Raw genomic sequence first — 21,449 nt, 5'->3', positions numbered from 1 at the left:
ACGTGACAGGGGGAAGGGCTTAGGCCCTTCCCCTTTTTCATGCCTGGTGCGTTAGGCGACCTGCCCGACCGGTCCTGCGAGTGTCCCGAGGACGATGATTTCCGGCCGGTCCGATCCGAGCGGCCCGCCTTGCCAGTCGCCGAACCAATCCACCGCGGTCAGACCCGTCTCTGCCATCAGCCGCACCAGCTCCTCGCGGTAGGGAAAGGCGATCCGCGACTGCGCGGACAAAACGGCGCCTCCGGAGCTGGGCTCATAGAAGGTGCCGTAAGTAACGACCTGGGTCTCTTCGTCTTGCTCGACATCGTTCCAGGCCCGGACCTGCCCGAGCGTGGGATGGTCGATCACGCGCTGCGATTGGGCTGGCGTCCATTCCCGCCATTCCTCGACCGCCGGATTGCGAGTGTCGAAGATGAAACGGCCATTGGGGGCAAGATGGGCCTGGATTGTCTGCAGCACGGCGCGCCGGTCGGCTTCGGTCAGAAAGACCTGAAAGGCATGACCCGTCAACACGATCAGGTCGAACTTCTGCCCGAGCCGAACAGACTGGGCGGAGGCTTCGACCCAGTTGACCCTGTCTCCGCCAGCCCTGCTTCGCGCGACCTCGAGCATGGCCCGCGCGGGATCTACACCCGTCACTCGCGCCGTCCCACACACAGCCATCCTGGCAGCGAACAGGCCGGTCCCGCATCCAAGATCAAGAAGCGAGTCTGCATGCTGGCAAAGCGATGCGCAGAACTCGACGTCCGGGCCCCAGCCGTTCTCCAGGTCGTAAAACTGGACAAGGTCCGCGTCGGTGTACAGTCGATCTTCCAAAGCGGCCTCACCCAATGGCGACATACCGGCGGGGCCGAGCCGTTGATCGCACCAGACAGGGCGGGACCGTGCCTCGAAGTGCTGGGCCAGCGCTTTCCCTCCGAGCGGGGATATGGCGATAGCCTTGGAAGAACAAGTATCGCCGATCATGCCTGTGATCCAACACCCACAGATTGGGGGGCAGACCGCCCGCACCGCTCGGCGGCGCGGACGGTCCCGGTTATCAGTTCGGAAGCAAGACGCGGTCGATCCGGTGGATGACACCGTTCGAGGCGATGATGTCGGCCTGGGTCACGGTCGCGTTGTTCACACGCACGGAGGATCCAGTGGCGTTGATATGCACGTCGCTGCCTTCCACGGTCGCAACATTCATCCGCTTTCCGGCAAGCTGGTCCGAGGTCACGGCGCCGGGAACGACATGATAGGTCAGGATCTTGACCAGTTGATCCTTGTTCTCGGGCTTCAGCAGGTTCTCTACCGTGCCGGCCGGCAGAGCGGCAAAGGCGGCGTCGGTCGGTGCGAACAGGGTAAACGGTCCGTCACCTTTCAGCGTGTCTGCCAGGCCGGCGGCCTGGACCGCGGCGACGAGCGTGCTGAACTGGTTGTTGGAGGCCGCGACGCCAACGATGTCAGGGCGGGTTGAAACAGGGGTACACGCTGCGACGACGGCCGAGACAGCAAGTGCTCCTGCCAAGCCGAAGAAACGACGCTTGTTGATCATCTTCTCTCTCCCTCAGGTCTGGTTCGGGTGGTGCAGGGGTGCGCCGGGAGCGGGCCGTGCCACGCTCCCGGCGCTAGCCATCACATCGGAGGCAGGATCACCGCGTCGATGACATGGATGACACCGTTCGAGGCGGCGATATCGGGGGTCGAGATCGCGGCGCCGTTCACCTTCGGACCGCCGTCAAGGGTGATGGTCACGTCGCTGCCCTGGACCGTCTTGGCCTTCATGCCTTCGGTCAGGTCAGTCGACATGACCTTGCCCGGGACCACATGATAGGTCAGCACAGCGACCAGCTTATCCTTGTTTTCGGGCTTCAGCAGATCGTCCACAGTTCCGGCGGGAAGGGCGGCAAAGGCCGCATCGGTCGGTGCGAAGACAGTGAACGGCCCTGCCCCCTTCAGCGTGTCGACAAGGCCTGCGGCTTGCACGGCCGCTACAAGCGTCGTGAAGTTGCCGGCCCCGACAGCGGTATCGACGATGTCTTTCTCCTGGGCATGGGCAGGCACGGCCAGGAAGGCAGCAGCGGTCAGCGAAAGAAAGGTACGACGGATCATTGGTCTCTCCCGTTTTGGTGCACCAAGTTGCTTTGGTGTTCTTGCTACGGGGTATACTGCGGGCTGGATGCGGCACTGCTGCGGAGGTCCGGGCCTTGCCAGAATGGAAGGCCGCCCTAAGCTCTGGCCGCTCTTTTTTTCCAGTCAAAAACCTGTGATGCAGATTTATCGTTTGTGATCGCACTGGTCGTGGATCCCGTGCCGTTTCGAAGCCTGAATGAGCGTGCTGAGCCTAAGGGTCGACCGGGGCGTAGCGCATATAGGCGAATGCGGAACCGTCTGGCGCCCAGCTGGGCGTGTTGATCGTGCCCTGTCCGCCGATGAATGACGCAACCGTCCTCCGATCACGGCCATCAGCGCTGATCAGCTTCAGTTCGACGGGCAGATCACGTGGATGCCCCTCCGTGCCGGGTGGGTAGGCCAGATACAGGACATGGCGGCCATCCGGCGACGGATGTGGAAACCAATTGACGAACGCGTCGTCAAAGACCTGCTCATGGCCGGTCGCATCACGCTTCACCCGCCAGATCTGCGCGTGTCCGCTGCGGTCGGAATTGTACCAGATCCACTCGCCGTCCGCGCTGAAGTCCGGCCCATCGCTATGGCCTTCACCGAAGGTCAGCCTTACCTCATCGCCGCCCTCGGCTGGGCAGAGACAGATATCGACTATCCGGCTCTCGCGTGCCGCTGCATAGGTGATCCATCGCCCGTCCCGCGATATGCCATGCCACCAGGATGGCGCCTTGTCGGTCACCCGAACCGGGTCCCCCCCGGCCGCCGGCATCCGGTAGATCTCGGATCCGCGGTCTGTATGCGATGAGAAATAGATCTGTCGCCCATCCGGCGAGAAACCGTGATCATTGTTGCAGCGCAAGGCCGAACCAGTGTCGATCGGGATAAGGTCCGGACTTTCGAGCGGCACGCGGAACAGCCTGCGGTCACAATTGACAAGCAGCCATCCGTCCGGATGCCAGTTCGGCGCCTCGATCAGCCGCTCGGTCGCCAGAACAAGGCGCGTCCGCCCGGTCGCAACGTCGTGGATCTCGAGGAAACTCCTCACTCCCTCTCCTTGCGCTTGAGAAGCTTCGGCGGCCGGATGGACTCGGCTGCCTTGAACAGGCTGAAGGTCTGGTTGACGTAGTTCACCACGCCGCCGATCTTGTCCATGTACTCCTTCAGCTCCGGCGTCCGTTCAGCCTCAACCAGCTGGATGGCGCGATCCGGCCCTTCCGCCTCGAACTGGACATAGAACAGCGGCTCCCCCCGACGCAGGACGATGTCCTTCGAGGTATCGTGCCATTCGAACGCCCACATCAGTGGCCGGGGCCAGACATTGATGGGGAAGCGGCCGCCGAAGATCGTGCCTGGCAGAGGATCGGGTCGGTAGTGGGCAAAGCAGCCGATCTGGGTGATCCACAGCGGCTCATCAGCAATGAAGCAATAGGGCAGCGCCAGCTGTATCGTCGGGCGATCCGCAAAGCGCCATTCGACCTCGGGCACGAGGGTCAGGAGCGGCCCGAGTTTCGATGCCCGCACCGCACCCGCCGCCCCGGCCCGGTTCACCAATTGCGGCTTGCCCTTGTCGTCGCGCTGGAAGCCCAGATGCAGGTCGTAGGGGCAATTCACCACGAAATACCGGCTTTCCATCTGGATCACGGCGGGGCAGCGCGAGGCGGACTTGGCGTGGTTTCTCTGCACCCCGCGCGAGACCAGTCGTTCGGGTGCATCGAACAGCACCGCGCCCTTGTCCTCGGTCAGGAACCAGCCGACCGTAACCGGGCCGGAACGAGGCCCCTCTTCCGGGCGGTCGAGCGTGATGGTGATCTGCATGAGACCCTCCGTTCTGCAGGGCTCAAGTCAACTCGAATGCCTGCCCAAGTCAACCAGCGCCGCCTTGAGCGCCCGCACCCGCGCGACCGTCGTTACCCGCGCCGCGCCGAAGCCCAAGGGCGCCGTCGGCCCGAGAACGGAGCAAGAGGCATGAACCTCGGTCAGCGGCAGGCTGGACAGAGCAGCCACGGACCTGTCGGTTATGCCTGCTGCGGGCAGAATGCCGATACGTCCGTCTGCATGGCCGAACAGTCGGCCAAGCAGGGCTGCCCCCTCCATCGCCGTCACCGCCTGCCCCGAAGTAAGGATCCGGTCGAGCCCTATGGCGACCGATTGGTCGAGCGCGGCGAAGGGATCGGCGCAAAGATCGAAGGCCCTGTGCAGCGTGCAAGACATTGGTCCGGCGGCTGCCTTCAGCCGCATCAGCGTTTCAAGGTCCAGAACACCGCCCCGCAGCGCGCCGATCACCACACCCGCGAGCCCAGCCTCCCGCGCAGCGCGGATGTCCTCGACCATCTGGCCCAGCTCGTCGGCGTCAAACTCGAAGCCGCCCGATCTTGGCCGGATCAGAGCATGGACCTGCACCGGCATGGTGCCGGCCAGCCGCATGAAGCCCAGCGAGGGCGTCAGTCCGCCGATCTCCAGCGCCGAGCACAACTCAATCCTGTCTGCGCCGCCCGCAATCGCGGCCCGCAGACTTTCGGGGCAATCGACGCAAACCTCGAGCAGGATCCTAGTCATGGCCAAACTCCGCATGACCCGCCAGAGAGGCGCCGACAAGTCCCGGCTCCTCGGCCGCCTCGGCGACCTTCAGGATCTGCCCGGTGTCGGGACGAAGAACCCTTCCCCGAACAGCAATGTCCAGCGCCGCGATCAGGTCAGGTGCCGTCGACAATCCCCCGCCAACCGGAACGACGCTCGATCCGACCGTGTTCAGCACCATGGCCAGGGGTCCGGCAACCAGGTCACGCCAGACTGCAATGGTGCGGATCGCCGCCGCATCACCCGACCGCCAGTCCTCGACGATCTGGCGGGAGCTGGCGTCAACCCCATTCAGATGCCTGTGCAGGCGCTCGATCCCGCGCGCCCCGCCCACCGTATCGATACAACCGGTCAGACCGCAGCCACAGGCCAGCCGTGGCACCATCCAGCCCGCCGCCGTGGTTCCCGCCGCCGGCCCGTGACCCCACTCGCCGACATAACCACCAGCGCCGGAGATCAGCCGTCCGTCGATCACGAGCCCACCGCCGACGCCCGTGCCAAGGATCACTCCGAAAACATTGCGATGGCCACGCCCTGCCCCCCGTGCCGCCTCTGCCAGCGTAAAGCAATCGGCGTCGTTGCCAACCCAGACCGGCTTTCCAAGCGCGGCGCGCAAATCCTCGGCCAGGCATGTTCCATTGAGGCCTGGGATGTTTGCCACCCGGATCCGCCCCGTCTCGGGGGCGACTACGCCTGTGATCGAGATGGCAATGGCGGCAGAATTCCCGACAAACCGCCGCAACGCTTCTGCAAAAGCCCTGGCATCGTCACGAGGCGTCGGCACTTCCCCCAAGGGTTCGACAATGCCCGGTGCAGGTGACCGGGCTGCCTTGATCCGTGATCCGCCAATGTCGAAACAGACCAGCACGCCCGATCCTCCCTTGCCGCCAGCCTTACCATCCTGTCCGGCTCTTGACAGCCCCGCGCTTGGGCCGCATGACGCCCCCGCCCAGAGGCCGGAGGACACCATGCCTGCAGATGACCGCCTGATCGTCGCTCTCGACGTTCCGAACGTGGTTCAGGCTCTGGATCTGGTCGACCGGATCGGGGATGCAGCAAGCTTCTACAAGATCGGCCTCGGGATGCTGACTGGCGGCGGCCTGGCGCTTGCCAACGAGCTGAAGCAGGAACGTGGCCTGCGGGTCTTCCTCGACATGAAATTCTTCGACATCGGCGCGACGGTGGAGGCAGCCGTGCGCGGCATTGCCCGCTACGACCTTGATTTCCTGACCGTCCACGGCGATCCGCAGGTCGTTCGCGCCGCGGCCGAAGGCCGCAAGGGAAGCGCTACGAAGATCCTAGCGGTGACCGTTCTGACATCGCTTGATCGGGCCGACCTTGACGCCAACCTGATTCAGCCGGGCGACCTGTCCCAGATCACGGTCGAACGCGCGGCCCGTGCCTTCGCTGCTGGCGCCGACGGCGTGATCACCAGCCCGCGCGAAGCTGCCGCCATCCGCGCCATGCCTGAATCCGCAGGCAAGCTGATCGTGACGCCCGGGATCCGACCCGCGGGGGCAGAGAAGGGCGACCAGAAGCGCATTGCTACCCCGGCCAGCGCCATTGCCGACGGCGCGGATCACATCGTTGTCGGCCGCCCGATCTGGCAGGCAGCGGATCCACGGACTGCGGCCCAGGCTGTCATCGCCGAACTCCCCGCCCGGCGCTGATCACTGCGTTACTGAAGCCTCATAGGCACTGCTGCGCAGATGCGCGGCGCGCGAGCAGGCATCGAGATCGCCGTTGTCGCAAGCGATCGCCAGTTGTTCTGGCGTTGCGTCCGGGCCGAGGGGCTTGTCGCAGGCAGCAAGGCAAAGTGCCCCGACAGCCGCGAGACATCCAAACCTCAGGATACCGCTCATCCGTTGATGTCCTTGTCCCACCGCTTCACCTCGCCAGTGTTTTTGCCAAAGACCACCCGCATGATGGCCCAGCCGCCGAGCGAGAGAACGGCAAAGACAACCAGCGCCGCAGGCAGGCTGCCACCGAGCAGGCCCAGCCAGGTCATCCCGCCGGTCAGTACGGCCCCAACGGCAAATCCCGCGAAGATGTAACCGGGCAGGACCACCTCCAGGATTGCCAGGACCAGACCGGCAACCACCCAGACCCACCATTCGGTCCACATCACGAACGTCCTCTCAGCATCTTGAAGGCATCGCCGAACGCGTCGAGTGCCTGCGCCGGAACAATGATCGTCTGCTTGCCGTCTCCCTGACCAACCGCCGTCAGCGCCTCGACCTGCTTCAGCGCGACTTGATACTGTGCCGCCTCGATACCGTTGTCCTTGATCGCTCCCGCGATCACACCGGTCGCATAGGCTTCGGCATCCGCCAGCACCCGGCGAGCCTTGGCGCTCTGCTCGGCCGCATAAAGCTCGGCATCTGCATTAAGTTCGACGGCGCGCTTCTTGCCTTCCGCCTCTGTCACCTGTGCCCGCCGGGCGCGCTCGGCATTGAGTTGCTGCAGCATCGCGGCGCGCGTCGCATCGTCGAGGTTCACATCCAGGATCTCGGCCCGCGTCACCTCGATCCCCCAGTCATCGACCATGGCGCGCACATGTTCGCGGATATGGCTGGTAAGTTCGTTGCGGTTCGACTGGACCTGGTCCAGCTCCATCTTGCCGATCTCGCTGCGCACGATGCCGGCAACAGTTGTGGCGATCGCGGCATCCACATCGCGGATGCGATAGACGGTCTTTTCCGGCTCGGTAATGCGGTAAAACACGCTCGTCTCGACCTTGACCAGCACGTTGTCGGCGGTGATCGCGTCCTGATGCGCTGTCGGCAGCTGTCGCTCGAGGATCGAAACCCGATGTGCCACCCTGTCGAGGAAGGGCACAACGAAGTTGATCCCGGGCCCGAGGACCTTGTTCAGCCGACCGAACCGCTCGACGACGAATTTCTGGCTTTGCGGCACGATCTTCACGCCCAGCCATATCGACAGGATCAGGAAGGCCGCGATGGCCAGTAGGACGGCGTTCGCGCCTACGAAGTCGGTCTGCTGCACGGAATTGCTCCCCTGAAATGCCTTTGCGTCAGCATGGCTTCTGCCGCGCCTTGACGCAACAGCCGCGCATCATCACCCGGTCATGACCGCCCTTCGGCAATGGCGCGCGACAGGCGCGCGGTCGTCTCTGCCAGCTTTACCCGCAGGTCGCTGGCAATGCTCTGCTCGATCGTGGCGGCAAGATCGGGGTTGCGCGCGAGATGGGCGGAGAGTGCGCCGCGGTCCACAAGATAAAGTCTGGACGGCTCCGCCACGATGACATTTGCGGTCGCCGGCGCACCTGTGGCGAAGGTCATCTCTCCCACCAGTGCCCCCGGACCAAGCCGGGCAACGGGCACGCCACCCCGGTCCACACCGCAGGCCCCTGCAAGGACGAATGCAAGATCCCGCACCGGATGCCCCTCGGTTGCGACGACCTCGCCGGGCAAGGCGTCCACAAAGCGGCCCAGACGGATCAACTGCCGCGCCCGGTCCTTCTTGACGCCGGGCAGAAGTCTGTTTGCCACCACCGCTTCGTCAGGCGTCAGACGGATATGATGATGCACGAAATAGAGTCTGGTAAGGCCGACGATGCTGATGAGCGACCAGGACGTCTCGATCGCCACCGAGTAGGGGTTGAAGTTTGCCGTCAGGCTCGCAAGCACCGACAGCGATGCCGTGAGGTTCAAGGCCGGATAGGCAAAACCGTCTCCCTTCAGCAATCCAAGTTGCAGGCAGAGATAGGCGCCGACATAGATCAGAACGCCCGTCACACCCAGCAGGTCGAGCAAGGTGGCGGTCTCAAACCAGTTCCTCAGCCCCGACAGGCTTTCCATCGGTTCCCACTCCCCTTGCTCCACAGTGCCCTTCCCGCCGTAGACGGTGATCGCCGGTCATCCTCGCGTCAACTCGCATCGCGTGGAACGAAACGCGATGCCCAAGCACGAAGAAGGCAGGTCCGGCGGTTCGGCCTCTTGCCACAGGCTGCATCCCCTGGTTTCCGGTGCGAATGCCGGCTGCTAATGTCGGCCCATGCCCAGCCTGTGCCGAGATTGCCTGAACCCGTTCGACGCCGGATCGCGCTGTCCGGCCTGCCGGTCGCCGCGCATCCTGACACACCCCGAATTGGACAGCCTGTCGATCGCACACATGGATTGCGATGCCTTCTATGCCAGCGTCGAGAAGCGCGACAATCCGGAGCTGCGCGACAAGCCGGTGATCGTCGGCGGCGGAACGCGCGGTGTCGTCTCGACCTGCTGCTACATCGCGCGAATCTCTGGCGTCCGGTCGGCGATGCCAATGTTCCAGGCGCTGAAACTCTGTCCCGAGGCAGTCGTGGTAAGGCCGCGGATGCAGGTCTATGTCGAGGTTTCCCGCCAGGTGCGCGCCATGATGGAGGTGCTGACACCCGCGATCCAGCCCCTGTCGCTGGACGAGGCCTTTCTCGACCTCTCCGGTACGGCCCGCCTGCACGGCGCCCCCCCCGCGGTGATGCTCGTGCGGCTTCTCAAGCGGATGGAGGATGAGCTTGGCATCACAGGATCCGTCGGCCTGTCGCACAACAAGTTCCTCGCCAAGATCGCTTCGGACCTCGACAAGCCACGTGGCTTTTCGGTGATCGGGCGGGCCGAGACGGTCCAGTTCCTGCAAAACAAGCCCGTTCGCATCATCTGGGGCGTGGGCGAGGCCGGGCAGACGGCGCTGGCCCAGGCGGGCATCCGCACCATCGCGGACCTTTTGCGGTGGGATCGCCGCGATCTTCAGGCCCGGTTCGGCAGTCTCGGCGACCGGCTGTGGAGCCTTGCGCGGGGCGAGGACAATCGGCCGGTCAATCGCGACGAGAAGATGAAGTCGATCTCGTCCGAGACGACCTTCGACGAGGATACCGGCGATCCCGATATCCTCGACGGGCATCTCTGGCGGCTGTCTGAGAAGGTTTCAGACCGCGCAAAGGCGAAGGATCTGGCTGGGCGCACGGTGACGATCAAGCTCAAGCGCGCGAACTTCACCCTTGTCACCCGGCGCCACAGCCTTGGCGAACCGACGCAATCGGCCGACCGGCTGTATCACGAGGCGCGAGCGCTGTTCGACACGGCGCGCGAACCGGGGCCATTCCGGCTGATCGGGGTCGGCTTGTCGGATCTTTGCCCGGCTGACGAGGCGGACCGGATGACAGACCTCCTCGACCCTGGCGCAGCCCGGCGGCGAAAGGCCGAGGCGGCGACGGATGCCATCCGCGCCCGCTTCGGCCGCGATGCGATCATCAAGGGCCGTGCGCTGCGCTGATCGAAGCTACTCGGCCGCAAGCGGCCGGTTTTGTGCCCTGCCACCGGCGATCGTGGCGATCACATCGGTTATAAGTCGATGAAAGTCCGCGAAATCCGCGCGCGGCTGGATGGTCGCTTCGTCCATGTAAAGCGCGCGATCGATCTCGATCTGAACGACATGCTGATTGCGCGACGGCCGGCCATAGGCCTGGGTGATATAGGCCCCGGCGAAGGGAGCGTTGCGGGCCACGCGCAGCCCCACCTGCTCGAAGGCGGCCTCGACCTCGTCAACGACGATGCGCGACGCGGCAGCGCCGAATCGATCGCCCAGCACCACATCGGGGCGCGGCTGGTTCGAGCGCGCATGCGTCTCGATCGCCTCGTGCGGCATGGAATGGCAATCGATCAGAATCGCCTCGCCGAACAGGTTCAGGCTTTCGTCCAAGAGCGTGCGCAGCGCATCGTGGTAAGGGTGCCAGACCTGTTCAAGACGATCATGGACCTCGCGGAGGGGCAGCTTGCCACGATAGATCGGCCGGCCATTGGCGACGACGCGCGGGATGACTCCCAAGCCCGAACTGACCCGCGGATTATGGGGCGCGCGCAGGATCCCCTCGATCAGCGCGGGATCAAGCTCGTCGGCAGAGCGGTTGAGGTCGATGAAGGCGCGCGGCACCCGAGCGGCAAGCAAGGGCGCCCCAAGCTGCGGCGCCTGCGAGAACAGGACATCGACATAGGCGTCTTCGGACGAGCGTATGCTGCGTTCGTCCAGCGTGCTGCGTGACAGGAGCGACAGAGGATAGTCCTTGCCACTGTGCGGCGAGGAAAACACCACCGGCGTATCGCGGCGGTCGGGCAGATAGAGGTCAAAGGCGGGCTGTGCAATCATGATGTTCACGACAAGATATAGCGGGTTTCCCGGCTTTGCCAAAACCTCTTGAACACCCTCACGACTCCTTTTATAGACCCACCGACCGACGCGGACCCGCCCGCGTCCTTTTCATTCCGGGGCCATGCGTTGGGTCCGTCTTGAAGGGAACCGTGCGGCGGGACGATCGGAGTGGGCGGTTAGCTCAGCGGTAGAGCACTACGTTGACATCGTAGTGGCCACTGGTTCGATCCCAGTACCGCCCACCATTCACCGCCCCGGGGCATCCTCCGGGGCACGTTGTTTTCAAGGCGCGGACGCGCCGCGAAGAAGGAGAAGTGCGATGAAGGTTGCGAACTCGCTCCGCTCGCTGAAGACGCGTCACCGCGATTGCCAGATCGTGCGCCGCAAAGGCCGGGTCTATGTGATCAACAAGACGCAAAAGCGCTACAAGGCCCGTCAGGGCTGATCGCTTTCAGCGAACCGGATCCAGGGGCCGTGGCGGAACACCGCTGCGGCCCTTTTCCATTTGGCCCGTGAGGTCCCATGCATCCCAATCCCGCCTTCCGCAAGTCCGGCACCGAGCGCAATCTGGATTTCGCCCGCAGACGGGGATTCGGCATCCTGACGATCAATGGTGCCGACGGACCGCTGGCCGCCCATGTGCCCTTCCTTGTGGCCGAGGATGGCCAATCTCTAAGCCTTCATCTTGCCCGCTCGAATCCCATCGCGCGGGCAGATCTGCCCGCGGCTGCACTTCTCGCCGTCTCCGGACCGGATTCCTATGTGTCGCCCGACTGGTATGGGCTGGAGGATCAGGTGCCGACGTGGAACTACGTGGCGGTCCATCTGCGCGGAAGGCTGGAGCCGTTGGACGCCGAAGCTCTGCGGGGTCAAGTCGATGACCTGTCGGCTCGATTCGAGGCGGGACTTCTGCCGAAAAGGCCCTGGACCAGCGCCAAGATGTCCGAAGGGACCATGGAACGGATGATGCGCATGATTTTGCCGTTCCGAATGTTGATCGACAAAGTGGACGGAACCTGGAAGCTGAACCAGAACAAGCCCGAAGCCGCCCGCCATGCGGCCGCCGCTGCGATTGCCGAGCTTGCAGGGCAATCCCCGCTGGATGAGTTGGCGGCACTCATGCGTGAGGTGCAGCCTGATGTCGGCTGAGAGCATGGACAGCACGGGGCGCGCGACCTAGCATCCCGTCATCCGTTCGGAGGGATCGCCATGCTTCTTACCCCCATCGCCCGGCTCGCAATTGGCGCGGGTCTTGCCACTGCCGCGCTCTGGACCGCCCGCCGTGCCATCCGGACCGGTCGTGTCGATCAACGGGCAGAAGACGCGCTTGACGATACCGACGAGGGGCTTGCGATTCATCAGGCGCGCGGTCGAGACCAGACGAATGCCGCGGCCCGCTTCCGCCGAACTGTCCATTTTGGCGAACATGGGTTCGAAGTCGACGCCGCGGCCCTTGCACGCCTGCGAATTCGGCGGGTGTAAGCGATGCGCCTGTTCCACTCGCCGACATCGCCCTATGTCCGCAAGGTCATGGTCCTGCTGCATGAAACCGGTCAACGGGGCGAAATCGAACTTGTCCCTGCCGCGGGGACCCCAGTCGATTCGGGAACGATGCCGATCGACCGGAACCCATTGGGGAAGATCCCCGCGTTGGAACGTGACGATGGCCCCTCCCTTTATGACAGCAGGGTGATCTGCCGGTACCTCGATACACAGGCGGGAGGTCGGCTTTACCCGGCGGCCCCCACCCTGTGGGATACGCTGACCGTTGAAGCCACTGCAGACGGCATTCTCGATGCCGCGGTGCTTATGGTCTACGAAGTGAGGGTGCGACCCGAGGAGAAGCGCTTTCCCGACTGGGTCGAAGGACAATGGGCAAAGATCGCAAGGGCGCTCGACGCACTTGAAACGCGCTGGATTGCCCATCTGAGCGGTCCTCTCGACATCGGTCAGATCGCGGTGGGCTGCGCGCTTGGCTATCTCGACTTTCGTCATGACAGCCGTAACTGGCGTGCAGGACGGCCCGCGCTGGCCGCGTGGGAGGCAGGATTCTCGACCCGACCGTCGATGCAGGCGACCCGGCCACCAGCCGCCTGATCCCGCCGAAACCCGCACACCCAAGGCCTTCTCGAGGCGCGCCGCGGCGGGCGGTCACTATCTGTGGCAATCCGGCCATGAACGCCGAACGGCTTAAAGAATCACGGAGATGCGGCGATGTGTGCCGCAATGTGCGCTGGACGATCGCCTTTCGACCTTCTAGAAAAACCGCCACAAGGCAGCGGGAAACCGCCGCCCAAACGGCGCATGGGCCAATCGTTCGGCCCGGAATTGGAGATGTTCTCGTGTCCCACGCAGAAGACAACGCAGGCACCCGCAGGGATTTCCTGTACTATGCCACGGCTGGGGCTGGGGCTGTGGCCACCGGTGCAGCAGTCTGGCCCCTGATCAACCAGATGAACCCGTCGGCCGATGTGCGCGGCCTGTCGTCGATCTTCGTCGACGTGAGCGCAGTCGAAGTCGGCACGCAGTTGACCGTCAAATGGCGTGGCAAGCCGGTGTTCATCCGCCGCCGTACCCCCGAAGAGATCGAGGCGGGACGCGCCGTTCCGATCGCCGAACTCGTTGATACGAATGCCGAAAACGCGAACCTGCCGCCTACCGCCGATGCCGCCGACCAGAACCGCACGCTCGACGAAGCGGGCGAATGGCTGGTGATGATGGGGGTCTGCACCCATCTTGGTTGCGTGCCGCTCGGAAATGCCGGCGATTTCGGCGGGTGGTTCTGCCCCTGCCACGGCTCGCACTACGACATGGCCGGCCGCATTCGCAAAGGCCCGGCCCCGCGCAACCTGCCGGTGCCGGTTGCCCAATTCACCGACGCCACCACGATCAAGCTCGGGTAAGGACCGCATCATGGCCGGAATTCCGCACGACCATTACGAACCCACAACGGGCGCCGAGAAGTGGCTGAACCGCCGACTTCCGATCATCGGACTGCTCTATGACACGCTGATGATCCCGACGCCGAAGAACCTCAACTGGATGTGGATCTGGGGCATCGTCCTGACCTTCTGCCTTGTGTTGCAGATTGCGACAGGTGTCGTCCTTGCGATGCACTACACCCCGCATGTCTCGCTTGCCTTCGCGTCGGTCGAGCACATCATGCGCGACGTAAATGGCGGCTTCATGCTGCGCTACGTCCATGCCAATGGCGCGTCGCTGTTCTTCTTTGCCGTCTACATGCACATCTTCCGCGGCCTCTATTACGGAAGCTACAAGACCCCGCGGGAAGTGACCTGGATCGTCGGCATGCTGATCTACCTGCTGATGATGGGCACGGCCTTCATGGGTTACGTGCTTCCCTGGGGTCAGATGTCGTTCTGGGGTGCAACCGTGATCACCGGCCTGTTCGGCGCGATCCCGGGAATCGGCGAGCCGATCCAGACCTGGCTGCTGGGCGGCCCGGCGGTGGACAACGCCACGCTGAACCGCTTCTTCTCCCTCCACTACCTGCTGCCGTTCGTCATCGCGGCGCTGGTTGCGGTCCACATCTGGGCCTTCCACACCACGGGCAACAACAACCCGACCGGCGTGGAAGTCCGCCGCACGTCCAAGCAGGAAGCCGAGAAGGACACTGTTCCGTTCTGGCCCTACTACGTGATCAAGGATCTGTTCGCGCTGGCGCTGATCCTGGCCGTCTTCTTCGCCATCGTCGGCTTCATGCCGAACTACCTGGGCCACCCCGACAACTATATCGAGGCCAACCCGCTGGCGACGCCGGCCCATATCGTGCCCGAATGGTACTTCCTGCCGTTCTACGCCATCCTGCGCGCCTTCACCGGTGACGTCTGGATCGTGCAGCTCGTGCAGTTCGTGACCTTCGGCATCGTTGACGCCAAGTTCTTTGGCGTGCTTGCGATGTTCGGTGCGATCGCGGTCATGGCGCTGGCCCCCTGGCTCGACACCTCTTCGGTGCGGTCGGGCAAGTACCGGCCCATGTTCAAGTGGTGGTTCTGGCTTCTGGCGATCGACTTCGTCGTGCTGATGTGGGTCGGCGCTCAGCCGGCAGAGGGGATCTATACCTGGATCTCGCTCATCGCCGCGACTTACTGGTTCGTGTACTTCCTCGTCATCCTGCCGCTCCTCGGCGTGATCGAGAAGCCGCTCGTGCAGCCGGCGACCATCGAAGACGACTTCAAAGCGCACTACGGCACGCCGGCCGAGTGAGAAAGGAACTGAACAAGATGCTCAGGAAAATCGCACTCGGCGCCGCCCTGCTGATGGCCATCGCGGCAAGTCCCGCGCTGGCCGCCGGTGAGGCGGGCCATACCGAGGATGTGTCCTTCAACTTTGAAGGCCCCTTCGGCACGTACGACCGTCACCAACTTCAGCGGGGCCTGCAGGTCTGGACCGAGGTTTGCTCTGCCTGCCACGGCATGAAGTTCGTGCCGATCCGCAGCCTGGCGGATGAAGGCGGCCCGCAACTGCCGGAAGATCAGGTTCGTGCCTATGCGGCGCAGTTCGACATCTTCGATCCGGCGCTGGATGACACGCGCGCGCGCACCCCGAACGACATGTTCCCGTCGTCGAGCATGCCGAACGCGCCGGACCTCAGCCTGATGGCCAAGGCTCGCGCGGGCTTCCATGGCCCCTATGGCACTGGCCTGAGCCAGCTGTTCAACGGGATCGGCGGACCCGAGCACATCCATGCGATCCTCACCGGCTATACCGGCGAGACCAAGGATGAGGCGGGCAACACCTTCTATGAGAACCACGCCTTCTCGACCGGCTGGATCGCCATGCCGCCGCCGCTGTCAGACGGTCAGGTCGAGTTCGCCGATGGCAGCCCGAATGACCTCGACCACATGGCCATGGATGTCGCTGCTTTCCTGATGTGGGCCGCCGAACCGCATATGATGGCACGCAAGCAGGCGGGCTTTGTCGCGGTGATCTTCCTGGGCGTGTTCTCGGTGCTGCTCTACCTGACGAACAAGCGCCTTTGGGCCGGCGTCAAAGGCAAGAAGAAACACGCCTGATCCGCAGGCATGAAGACAGGGAGAGGCCCCGCTTTTGCGGGGCCTTTTCGTTTCAGGCTCGGAACCTGCCAAGATATTCGGCCAGCGCCGGCGGCGGGTTGCGCATCAGATCGGCCGTATCGGCAGGAGGTGATGCGATCCCACCGGCCACGACGGCTGTCCGCGGCGCGAAGGCGACCGCATCGGCAGGATCGTGGGTGACCATAAGGACCGTCGCCCCCGTTTCGCCCGCGATTTCCGAGACGAGGCCCAGCATGTCGGCCTTGAGTGCTGGCCCGAGCGCTGCAAAAGGCTCATCCAGAAGCAGGATGGGCCGCGCCCGCAGGAGTGCCCGCGCCAACGCAGCCCGACCCTGCTGGCCACCCGAAAGCTCGCCCGGACGGCGCCCGCCAAGGCCCCCTAGCCCGACGCGGATCAACGCCTCTTCCATTCGTGCACGATCGACCGGGGCAAGTCGCAGCGCGGGCGACACCCCAAGGCCAAGGTTCTGGGCGACGGTCAAATGCGGAAACAGGTTCTGGTCCTGAAACAGGGTGCTGACCGGGCGATCCCCGGGCGCCACCTGAAGCAGACTTCTGCCTTCCCAAAGGATGTCTCCCCGCTCGGGCGCAATGAATCCCGCGATTGCCATCAGCAGGGTCGATTTCCCCGCGCCAGACGGCCCGATCACTGCGACACGTTCGCCCGCCGCAACCTGCCAGTCGGCGTTCAGGCGAAAGTCGCCCTGCCGGATCTCCAGCCTGTCAAGACGCAGCATGGCGCCGTCCTCCCCTGTCGCAGATCCAGAACAGCGCGAAACTCAGCCCCACCAGCAAGAGCGAGGCGCCCGCGGCCGCCGGCATCCGATAAGCGCCCATAAGTTGCTGCACCACCAGCGGCAGGGTTGCCTGACTTTCATTCGCGAACAGAGCAATCACGCCCAGATCGCCCATCGAGAGCGCGGCCACCACCCCGGAGGCGAATCCGATCACCGGACGCAGCCGCGGCAGGATCAGCCATCGCAGGCGGGCAAGGCCAGTCAGCGCCAGCGAGTCGGAGAGACGCCCAAACGCTGCTTCGACCTCGCGGTGCGCGGGCAGGATCAGGCGAAGGGCATAGGGCATGGCCATGGCGGCATTGACCAGTGCCGTGACCGGCAGCGCCAGCCTTTCCGGCGAGGCAAAGGGATGGACAAGGATGAAAAGACCCGTCCCGAGCACCAGCGACGATGCCGCAAGCGGGAGCATCCCTGCCGTCTCGATCCAGCGCGCGGCGGGGCCAGCCGAAATGGCGGCGCACAGCGTGACGGTCGCAGCCATGCAAAGCGCGGTGGACACCAATGCGACCAGCACCGATCGCAGCGCCGCCGGCCAGACAGAGGCGGGCATTTCGGGCAGCCCCTCGACTCCGCGCAAGGCGATCATCGCCAAAGGCAGCATCAGGAATCCGCAGCTCAGCATCAGGACAACGCTGTCCTGCAAGCGCAGGACCCAGCCCCTGGTGTCCCAACGCTCGACCTGTCGGTCGAGCCCCGCTCCGAACCGCGTCGGCAGTGCCAGGCGCGCGGCCAGGCCGACAGCAACCGCACATAGCGCGAATTGCGCGGCCGCCAGCAGCGCGGCTCGGCCCAGATCGTAGTCAAAGCGCAGCGCCTGATAGATGCCAAGCTCAAGCGTCGTGGCCCGCGGCCCACCGCCAAGCGTCAGGGGAATGGCAAAGCTGGTCAGGCAAACGAGGAAGATCGCGACAAAGGCACCGGGCAACGTCTGGCGCAGCATCGGCAGCTCAAGGTGACGGAAGACGGCGTCAGGCCCGAAACCCAAGGCCGCAGCCAGCCGCAGCCGCTCTGCCGGTATCGCCTGCCAGCCGGACAGCACCATGCGCACTGCAAGCGGGAAGTTGAAGAAGACGAGACCCAGAATCACACCATGGGGACCATAGATCGAGACCGGAGACAGCCCGAGCACCTCGAATGTGCGATTGATCAGCCCCGATCGCCCGAAGACGGCCAGCAGCCCAAGAACTGCAACGACGACCGGCAGAAGGAACGGGGCACCCATCAGCGTGATGACCAGACCCCGCCCCGGAAAGCGCCGGCGTGTGAGCGCACGCGACGCAGGAACGGCCAGCCCAACCGAAAGGGTCGCCGCCGTCAGAGCCGCAAGCACGGTGAATCGCAGGGCAGACCAGTCGGCTGGGCCGAAACTGGCGGTCTCTGCCCGCAGCAGGACCGCCAGCAGCGTGCCGAGCGTCAGAGCCGCAACGCCGAGCGCGACAGCCCGGCCCGCGCGCGTTACCGGGCCAGCGCGGCGCGCCATTCTTCGATACTCGGCGCCCGCAGCGCCTGCGCCTCATTGGCAGGGAGAAGCAGCGACTTCGACGGGATCACCAGAGTTTCAAAGCCCTTGGGCAGGCCGTCTTTCGGGGTGACAGCGGGATACATCCAGTTCGTCTCGGGGATGGCACCCTGGAAGCTCTCGGTCAGCATGAAGGCCAGAAACTTGTCGGCCAGCTCCTGATGCGGACTCGAAGCGAGTTTTCCTGCAACCTCGATCTGCAGGTAGTTGCCTTCGTCAAAGGCCGCCGCTGCCTTGCTGTCATCCTTTTCCGCGATCAGATGATATGCTGGTGACGTGGTGTAGCTCAGCACCATGTCCGCTTCACCATTCAGGAACAGGCCATAGGCCTCGGACCAGCCAGGCGTGACCGTCACGATGTTGTCGGCAAGTGCCGCCCAGATTTCGGGCGCGCGGTCGCCATAGGCAGCCTTCACCCACATCAGTAGTCCCAGGCCGGGAGTCGAGGACCGGGGATCCTCGATCACGATCTTCAGGCTCGACGCCGCAAGGTCCTCGAAGGACTTCGGGGGAGTGGGCACCTTTGCCTTGTCATAGACAAAGGCGAACCAGCCCCAGTCAAAGGGCAGGAAAAGCGGGTCGTTGAAGGCGACCGGCAGATTCGTCGCCACCGTCTGGCCATGCGGCGCAAAGAGACCCGTCGCCGCTGCATCCGCGGTCAGGTTGGTATCGAGGCCAAGCACGACGTCGGCATCCGACCGCGTGCCTTCCAGCTTGAGCCGGGCAAGAACTGCGGCCCCATCGCCAGCGGTGACAAATTTCAGGTCGCAGCCGCATTCGGCCTCGAAGGCCTTCTCGATCGCAGGGCCGGGGCCCCATTCGGCGGTGAAGCTGTCATAGGTCAGAACAGTCAGGACAGGGGTTTCCGCCATCGCCATCGTGGCAATGGTCAGGATCCCCGCAGCCAGAATCGAAGCGTTCATGTCTTCCTCCAGTTGCGACGGGACAGGTCGGGCAGGAGGAGTTCCATGCACCTTCCCTCCGCCGGTATGAGCCGGTTCAGGTTCAACGGGTTCGCAAATGCGTCTCAGCCCTGTGAGGGACACCCCGAGGTAAGCCCGAACATAGCGCGGGGCACGCCGTGCGCAAGGGCCTGCATCCGGGCGGAACTTTGCGCAGAAAAGTCGTTTCGTTCCGCCGCGCTTTCGCCTATTCCGGCCCTGACCACGAGGATCGGACCATGAGCTTCAACACCTTCGGACATGTCTTCCGCGTCACCACCTGGGGTGAAAGCCACGGGCCGGCGCTTGGCGCGACGGTGGATGGCTGCCCGCCGGGCGTGCCCCTGACCGAGGCCGACATTCAGCCCTGGCTCGACAAGCGCAAGCCCGGCACGTCGAAATTCACCACACAGCGGCGCGAGGAAGATGCGGTGCGCATCCTGTCGGGCACGTTCGAGGGGGTCACGACCGGCACGCCGATCCAGTTGATGATCGAGAATACCGACCAGCGGTCGAAGGACTACGGCGACATCGCCCAGAGCTTTCGGCCCGGCCATGCCGACATCACCTATCATCAAAAGTATGGGGTGAGGGACTATCGCGGCGGCGGGCGGTCGAGCGCGCGCGAAACGGCGGCTCGGGTCGCCGCAGGGGGCGTGGCCCGCGCTGTGCTGGCACAGCAGGCGCCCGACCTGTCCATCACCGGCTACATGGTGCAGATGGGGCCGCGCGGCATCGAGCGCTCGCGCTTCGATGCAGGCCAGATTCCGCAGAATCCCTTCTGGTGCCCGGACCCGGTCGCGGCGGCCGACTGGGCGGTCTATCTCGACGAGCTGCGCCTGTCGCACAACTCGGTCGGCGCGGTGATCGAGGTGGTTGCCGACGGCGTGCCGCCGGGCCTTGGCGCACCGCTCTACGCCAAGCTCGACAGCGAGCTGGCCAGCGCGATGATGTCGATCAACGCGGTAAAGGGTGTGGAGATCGGTGAGGGCATGGCGGCGGCAGCGCTGACAGGTGTCGAGAATGCCGACGAGATCCGCATGGGCGAGGACGGGCCGGAATACCTGTCAAACCACGCAGGCGGCATCCTTGGCGGGATTTCCACAGGTCAGCCGGTCGTGGTGCGTTTCGCGGTGAAGCCGACGTCGTCGATCCTGACCCCCCGCCAGACGATCACCTCCGGCGGCGCAGAGATCGATCTTGTGACGAAAGGCCGGCACGACCCCTGCGTGGGAATCCGTGCCGTTCCTGTGGGCGAAGCGATGATGGCTTGCGTGCTGCTCGACCAGATGCTGCTGGATCGCGCGCAGACCGGCGGTCGGCGCGGCCGGATCGGCTGAACGTCAGCGCGGCTTGCGAGCGACGGGCTTGGCGGGTCTTGCCGCGGCCTTGGAAATGGTACGGATCTTCGGCATCGAAAGGCTGACCGTCTGGGTCAGAAGCTTGAAATCGGTTCTAGTCATGGTCGCCCCCCTCGGGCTCCAGCGGAGGCGGCATGCCCCCATGCCGTCACACTGACGCAGAGGAAGCGTTCTGTCACTCCAAGCTTCTGTGAGGAATTGTTACAACCTATGTGCGAACGGGTGCCTGTTCGCCTCTGAGCTGCCGTATGAAGGCGCGCAGCATAGGCACACGGCGGGGGCGGAAACTGTCGTCGGTCGAGTGCGCTTCAGCGATACGCGACAGGTGGAAGCGGCGGAAATCCTGCCGCAGGTTGCACCAGGCAAGCAGGAGCAGGGTCTTGTCGAGAAACACGATGGCTAGCGGCAGGATCCTGCGGCGAGTCTCGGTGCCATCCTGATCGCGATAGGCGATGTCCATCGCGCGCTCATCCCAGATCGCCTGACGGATCTGCGCCATATGCGGCGGAGGCGGCGGGCGCCGTTCGAAGCGGTAGGCCATGAGCGCCGCGTGGATCGCCTGCCGCTGGACACGCTCAGGCAAGGTGGCCGTGATCTTGGCCATCGCGCCTTCGGCGGCGCGGGCCAATTCGGGATCGCCCAGAAGCCGCACCTCGGCCAGCCCCAGCACCAGCGCCTCGACCTCCAGCCGGTCGAACATCTGCGGCGGCAGGGCGGGATCCTCAGTCAGCGTATAGCCCAACCCTGCCTCGCCATCGATCAGCGCCCCGCCCGCCCGAAGCGTGTCGATGTCGCGATAGAGCGTGCGCAGGCAGACGCTGGTTTCCTCGGCAAGCCGCGCAGCCGTGACCGGCTGCGGCAGGCGGCGGAGCGTGTCGAGCAGACGAAAAAGGCGATCGGAGCGGGACATGGCCTCCTGCCGGAAACTGTCAGCAGAGGTGCAGC

At 64.5% G+C, this 21,449-nt stretch carries 26 protein-coding genes, 1 tRNA gene and 1 riboswitch; of the genes, 10 read left to right on the top strand and 17 right to left on the bottom strand.

What is annotated here, in order from left to right:
- Nucleotides 1-51: 51 nt before the first annotated feature.
- The 7 genes from L0V05_RS05915 to L0V05_RS05885 form a co-directional block, all read right to left on the bottom strand.
- Nucleotides 52-840 (bottom strand): class I SAM-dependent methyltransferase, encoded by a 789-nt coding sequence (locus tag L0V05_RS05915; protein ID WP_234869205.1) that lies wholly within the window; start codon nucleotides 838-840, stop codon nucleotides 52-54.
- 199 nt (nucleotides 841-1,039) lie between these two features.
- On the bottom strand, nucleotides 1,040-1,537 hold the full coding sequence (locus tag L0V05_RS05910) for a fasciclin domain-containing protein (RefSeq protein WP_234869156.1): 498 nt from the start codon (nucleotides 1,535-1,537) through the stop codon (nucleotides 1,040-1,042).
- A gap of 80 nt (nucleotides 1,538-1,617) precedes the next feature.
- Nucleotides 1,618-2,094 (bottom strand): fasciclin domain-containing protein, encoded by a 477-nt coding sequence (locus L0V05_RS05905; protein ID WP_234869155.1) that lies wholly within the window; start codon nucleotides 2,092-2,094, stop codon nucleotides 1,618-1,620.
- A 232-nt stretch (nucleotides 2,095-2,326) separates the two neighbouring features.
- Nucleotides 2,327-3,154 carry a TolB family protein gene (locus L0V05_RS05900; RefSeq protein ID WP_234869154.1) on the bottom strand — a complete coding sequence of 276 codons (828 nt, stop codon included), beginning with the start codon at nucleotides 3,152-3,154 and terminating at the stop codon, nucleotides 2,327-2,329.
- Nucleotides 3,151-3,924 (bottom strand): hypothetical protein, encoded by a 774-nt coding sequence (locus tag L0V05_RS05895; RefSeq protein WP_234869153.1) that lies wholly within the window; start codon nucleotides 3,922-3,924, stop codon nucleotides 3,151-3,153. Before L0V05_RS05895 ends, L0V05_RS05900 begins: the two co-directional genes overlap by 4 nt.
- Nucleotides 3,925-3,951: 27 nt before the next feature.
- A complete protein-coding gene (locus L0V05_RS05890; protein WP_234869152.1) occupies nucleotides 3,952-4,665 on the bottom strand; it encodes a copper homeostasis protein CutC in 714 nt (237 codons plus the stop codon).
- Nucleotides 4,658-5,554 (bottom strand): ROK family protein, encoded by an 897-nt coding sequence (locus L0V05_RS05885; protein ID WP_234869151.1) that lies wholly within the window; start codon nucleotides 5,552-5,554, stop codon nucleotides 4,658-4,660. Before L0V05_RS05885 ends, L0V05_RS05890 begins: the two co-directional genes overlap by 8 nt.
- Before the next feature lie 100 nt (nucleotides 5,555-5,654).
- On the opposite strand from L0V05_RS05885, the gene pyrF reads away from it, so the two are divergent.
- A complete protein-coding gene (gene pyrF, locus L0V05_RS05880) occupies nucleotides 5,655-6,356 on the top strand; it encodes an orotidine-5'-phosphate decarboxylase (protein WP_234869150.1) in 702 nt (233 codons plus the stop codon).
- On the opposite strand, the gene L0V05_RS05875 is transcribed toward pyrF, so the two are convergent.
- The 4 genes from L0V05_RS05875 to L0V05_RS05860 all read right to left on the bottom strand — a co-directional run bounded on the left by L0V05_RS05875 (nucleotide 6,357) and on the right by L0V05_RS05860 (nucleotide 8,507).
- Entirely contained in the window at nucleotides 6,357-6,548 is a 192-nt protein-coding gene (locus tag L0V05_RS05875) for a hypothetical protein (RefSeq protein WP_234869149.1), read from the bottom strand. It lies immediately after the preceding gene.
- A complete protein-coding gene (locus L0V05_RS05870) occupies nucleotides 6,545-6,811 on the bottom strand; it encodes an NfeD family protein (protein WP_255683614.1) in 267 nt (88 codons plus the stop codon). The genes L0V05_RS05875 and L0V05_RS05870 overlap by 4 nt, the downstream gene beginning before the upstream one ends.
- Nucleotides 6,811-7,692, bottom strand: a complete 882-nt coding sequence (locus L0V05_RS05865) for an SPFH domain-containing protein (protein WP_234869147.1) — start codon at nucleotides 7,690-7,692, stop codon at nucleotides 6,811-6,813. The genes L0V05_RS05870 and L0V05_RS05865 overlap by 1 nt, the downstream gene beginning before the upstream one ends.
- Before the next feature lie 80 nt (nucleotides 7,693-7,772).
- Nucleotides 7,773-8,507: a Crp/Fnr family transcriptional regulator gene (locus L0V05_RS05860; protein WP_234869146.1), complete on the bottom strand. Its 735-nt coding sequence runs from the start codon at nucleotides 8,505-8,507 to the stop codon at nucleotides 7,773-7,775.
- A 196-nt stretch (nucleotides 8,508-8,703) separates the two neighbouring features.
- Between L0V05_RS05860 and L0V05_RS05855 the strand changes: the two genes are divergently transcribed.
- Complete coding sequence (locus L0V05_RS05855; RefSeq protein ID WP_234869145.1) at nucleotides 8,704-9,957, top strand: DNA polymerase IV; 1,254 nt, start codon at nucleotides 8,704-8,706, stop codon at nucleotides 9,955-9,957.
- Between the two features lie 6 nt (nucleotides 9,958-9,963).
- Here the strand turns inward: L0V05_RS05855 and L0V05_RS05850 are convergent, their stop codons facing one another.
- Nucleotides 9,964-10,824, bottom strand: a complete 861-nt coding sequence (locus L0V05_RS05850) for an N-formylglutamate amidohydrolase (RefSeq protein ID WP_234869204.1) — start codon at nucleotides 10,822-10,824, stop codon at nucleotides 9,964-9,966.
- Nucleotides 10,825-11,000: 176 nt separating this feature from the next.
- Between L0V05_RS05850 and L0V05_RS05845 the strand changes: the two genes are divergently transcribed.
- The 3 genes from L0V05_RS05845 to L0V05_RS05835 all read left to right on the top strand — a co-directional run bounded on the left by L0V05_RS05845 (nucleotide 11,001) and on the right by L0V05_RS05835 (nucleotide 11,979).
- A tRNA-Val gene (locus tag L0V05_RS05845) sits at nucleotides 11,001-11,075 on the top strand.
- A gap of 74 nt (nucleotides 11,076-11,149) precedes the next feature.
- Nucleotides 11,150-11,275 (top strand): type B 50S ribosomal protein L36, encoded by a 126-nt coding sequence (ykgO, locus tag L0V05_RS05840; RefSeq protein WP_100196728.1) that lies wholly within the window; start codon nucleotides 11,150-11,152, stop codon nucleotides 11,273-11,275.
- 77 nt (nucleotides 11,276-11,352) lie between these two features.
- Nucleotides 11,353-11,979, top strand: coding sequence for an FMN-binding negative transcriptional regulator (locus L0V05_RS05835; protein ID WP_234869144.1), 627 nt, complete (start codon nucleotides 11,353-11,355; stop codon nucleotides 11,977-11,979).
- 27 nt (nucleotides 11,980-12,006) lie between these two features.
- Here L0V05_RS05835 and L0V05_RS05830 read toward each other — a convergent pair whose 3' ends face one another.
- Complete coding sequence (locus tag L0V05_RS05830; RefSeq protein WP_234869143.1) at nucleotides 12,007-12,258, bottom strand: hypothetical protein; 252 nt, start codon at nucleotides 12,256-12,258, stop codon at nucleotides 12,007-12,009.
- Nucleotides 12,259-12,315: 57 nt separating this feature from the next.
- Here L0V05_RS05830 and L0V05_RS05825 point away from each other — a divergent pair, with 57 nt between their 5' ends.
- From L0V05_RS05825 to L0V05_RS05810, 4 genes are all read left to right on the top strand, one after another.
- On the top strand, nucleotides 12,316-12,927 hold the full coding sequence (locus L0V05_RS05825; protein WP_234869142.1) for a glutathione S-transferase: 612 nt from the start codon (nucleotides 12,316-12,318) through the stop codon (nucleotides 12,925-12,927).
- Between the two features lie 245 nt (nucleotides 12,928-13,172).
- Nucleotides 13,173-13,733 (top strand): ubiquinol-cytochrome c reductase iron-sulfur subunit, encoded by a 561-nt coding sequence (petA, locus tag L0V05_RS05820; RefSeq protein ID WP_234869141.1) that lies wholly within the window; start codon nucleotides 13,173-13,175, stop codon nucleotides 13,731-13,733.
- 10 nt (nucleotides 13,734-13,743) lie between these two features.
- Complete coding sequence (gene petB, locus L0V05_RS05815) at nucleotides 13,744-15,057, top strand: cytochrome b (protein WP_234869140.1); 1,314 nt, start codon at nucleotides 13,744-13,746, stop codon at nucleotides 15,055-15,057.
- Nucleotides 15,058-15,074: 17 nt separating this feature from the next.
- Entirely contained in the window at nucleotides 15,075-15,866 is a 792-nt protein-coding gene (locus L0V05_RS05810; protein WP_234869139.1) for a cytochrome c1, read from the top strand.
- A gap of 52 nt (nucleotides 15,867-15,918) precedes the next feature.
- On the opposite strand, the gene L0V05_RS05805 is transcribed toward L0V05_RS05810, so the two are convergent.
- Genes L0V05_RS05805 through thiB form a run of 3 tightly spaced genes read right to left on the bottom strand, consistent with a single transcriptional unit; the run spans nucleotide 15,919 to nucleotide 19,125 of the window.
- The gene (locus tag L0V05_RS05805) at nucleotides 15,919-16,623 is read right to left on the bottom strand and encodes a thiamine ABC transporter ATP-binding protein (RefSeq protein ID WP_234869138.1); all 705 of its coding nucleotides are present in this window, start codon (nucleotides 16,621-16,623) and stop codon (nucleotides 15,919-15,921) included.
- Nucleotides 16,610-18,163: a thiamine/thiamine pyrophosphate ABC transporter permease ThiP gene (locus L0V05_RS05800; protein ID WP_234869137.1), complete on the bottom strand. Its 1,554-nt coding sequence runs from the start codon at nucleotides 18,161-18,163 to the stop codon at nucleotides 16,610-16,612. The genes L0V05_RS05805 and L0V05_RS05800 overlap by 14 nt, the downstream gene beginning before the upstream one ends.
- Complete coding sequence (thiB, locus tag L0V05_RS05795) at nucleotides 18,139-19,125, bottom strand: thiamine ABC transporter substrate binding subunit (protein ID WP_234869136.1); 987 nt, start codon at nucleotides 19,123-19,125, stop codon at nucleotides 18,139-18,141. Before thiB ends, L0V05_RS05800 begins: the two co-directional genes overlap by 25 nt.
- Before the next feature lie 36 nt (nucleotides 19,126-19,161).
- Nucleotides 19,162-19,262: riboswitch (TPP riboswitch) on the bottom strand.
- Nucleotides 19,263-19,382: 120 nt separating this feature from the next.
- Here thiB and aroC point away from each other — a divergent pair.
- Nucleotides 19,383-20,483, top strand: a complete 1,101-nt coding sequence (gene aroC / locus L0V05_RS05790) for a chorismate synthase (RefSeq protein ID WP_234869135.1) — start codon at nucleotides 19,383-19,385, stop codon at nucleotides 20,481-20,483.
- Nucleotides 20,484-20,712: 229 nt separating this feature from the next.
- On the opposite strand, the gene L0V05_RS05785 is transcribed toward aroC, so the two are convergent.
- Nucleotides 20,713-21,414 carry a helix-turn-helix transcriptional regulator gene (locus L0V05_RS05785; protein WP_234869134.1) on the bottom strand — a complete coding sequence of 234 codons (702 nt, stop codon included), beginning with the start codon at nucleotides 21,412-21,414 and terminating at the stop codon, nucleotides 20,713-20,715.
- Nucleotides 21,415-21,449 lie beyond the last annotated feature (35 nt).

Origin of the sequence: Alitabrizicola rongguiensis (assembly GCF_021491355.1) — a bacterium.
Taxonomy (GTDB): domain Bacteria; phylum Pseudomonadota; class Alphaproteobacteria; order Rhodobacterales; family Rhodobacteraceae; genus Aliitabrizicola; species Aliitabrizicola rongguiensis.
This window is presented reverse-complemented; position numbering and strand designations above follow the sequence as displayed.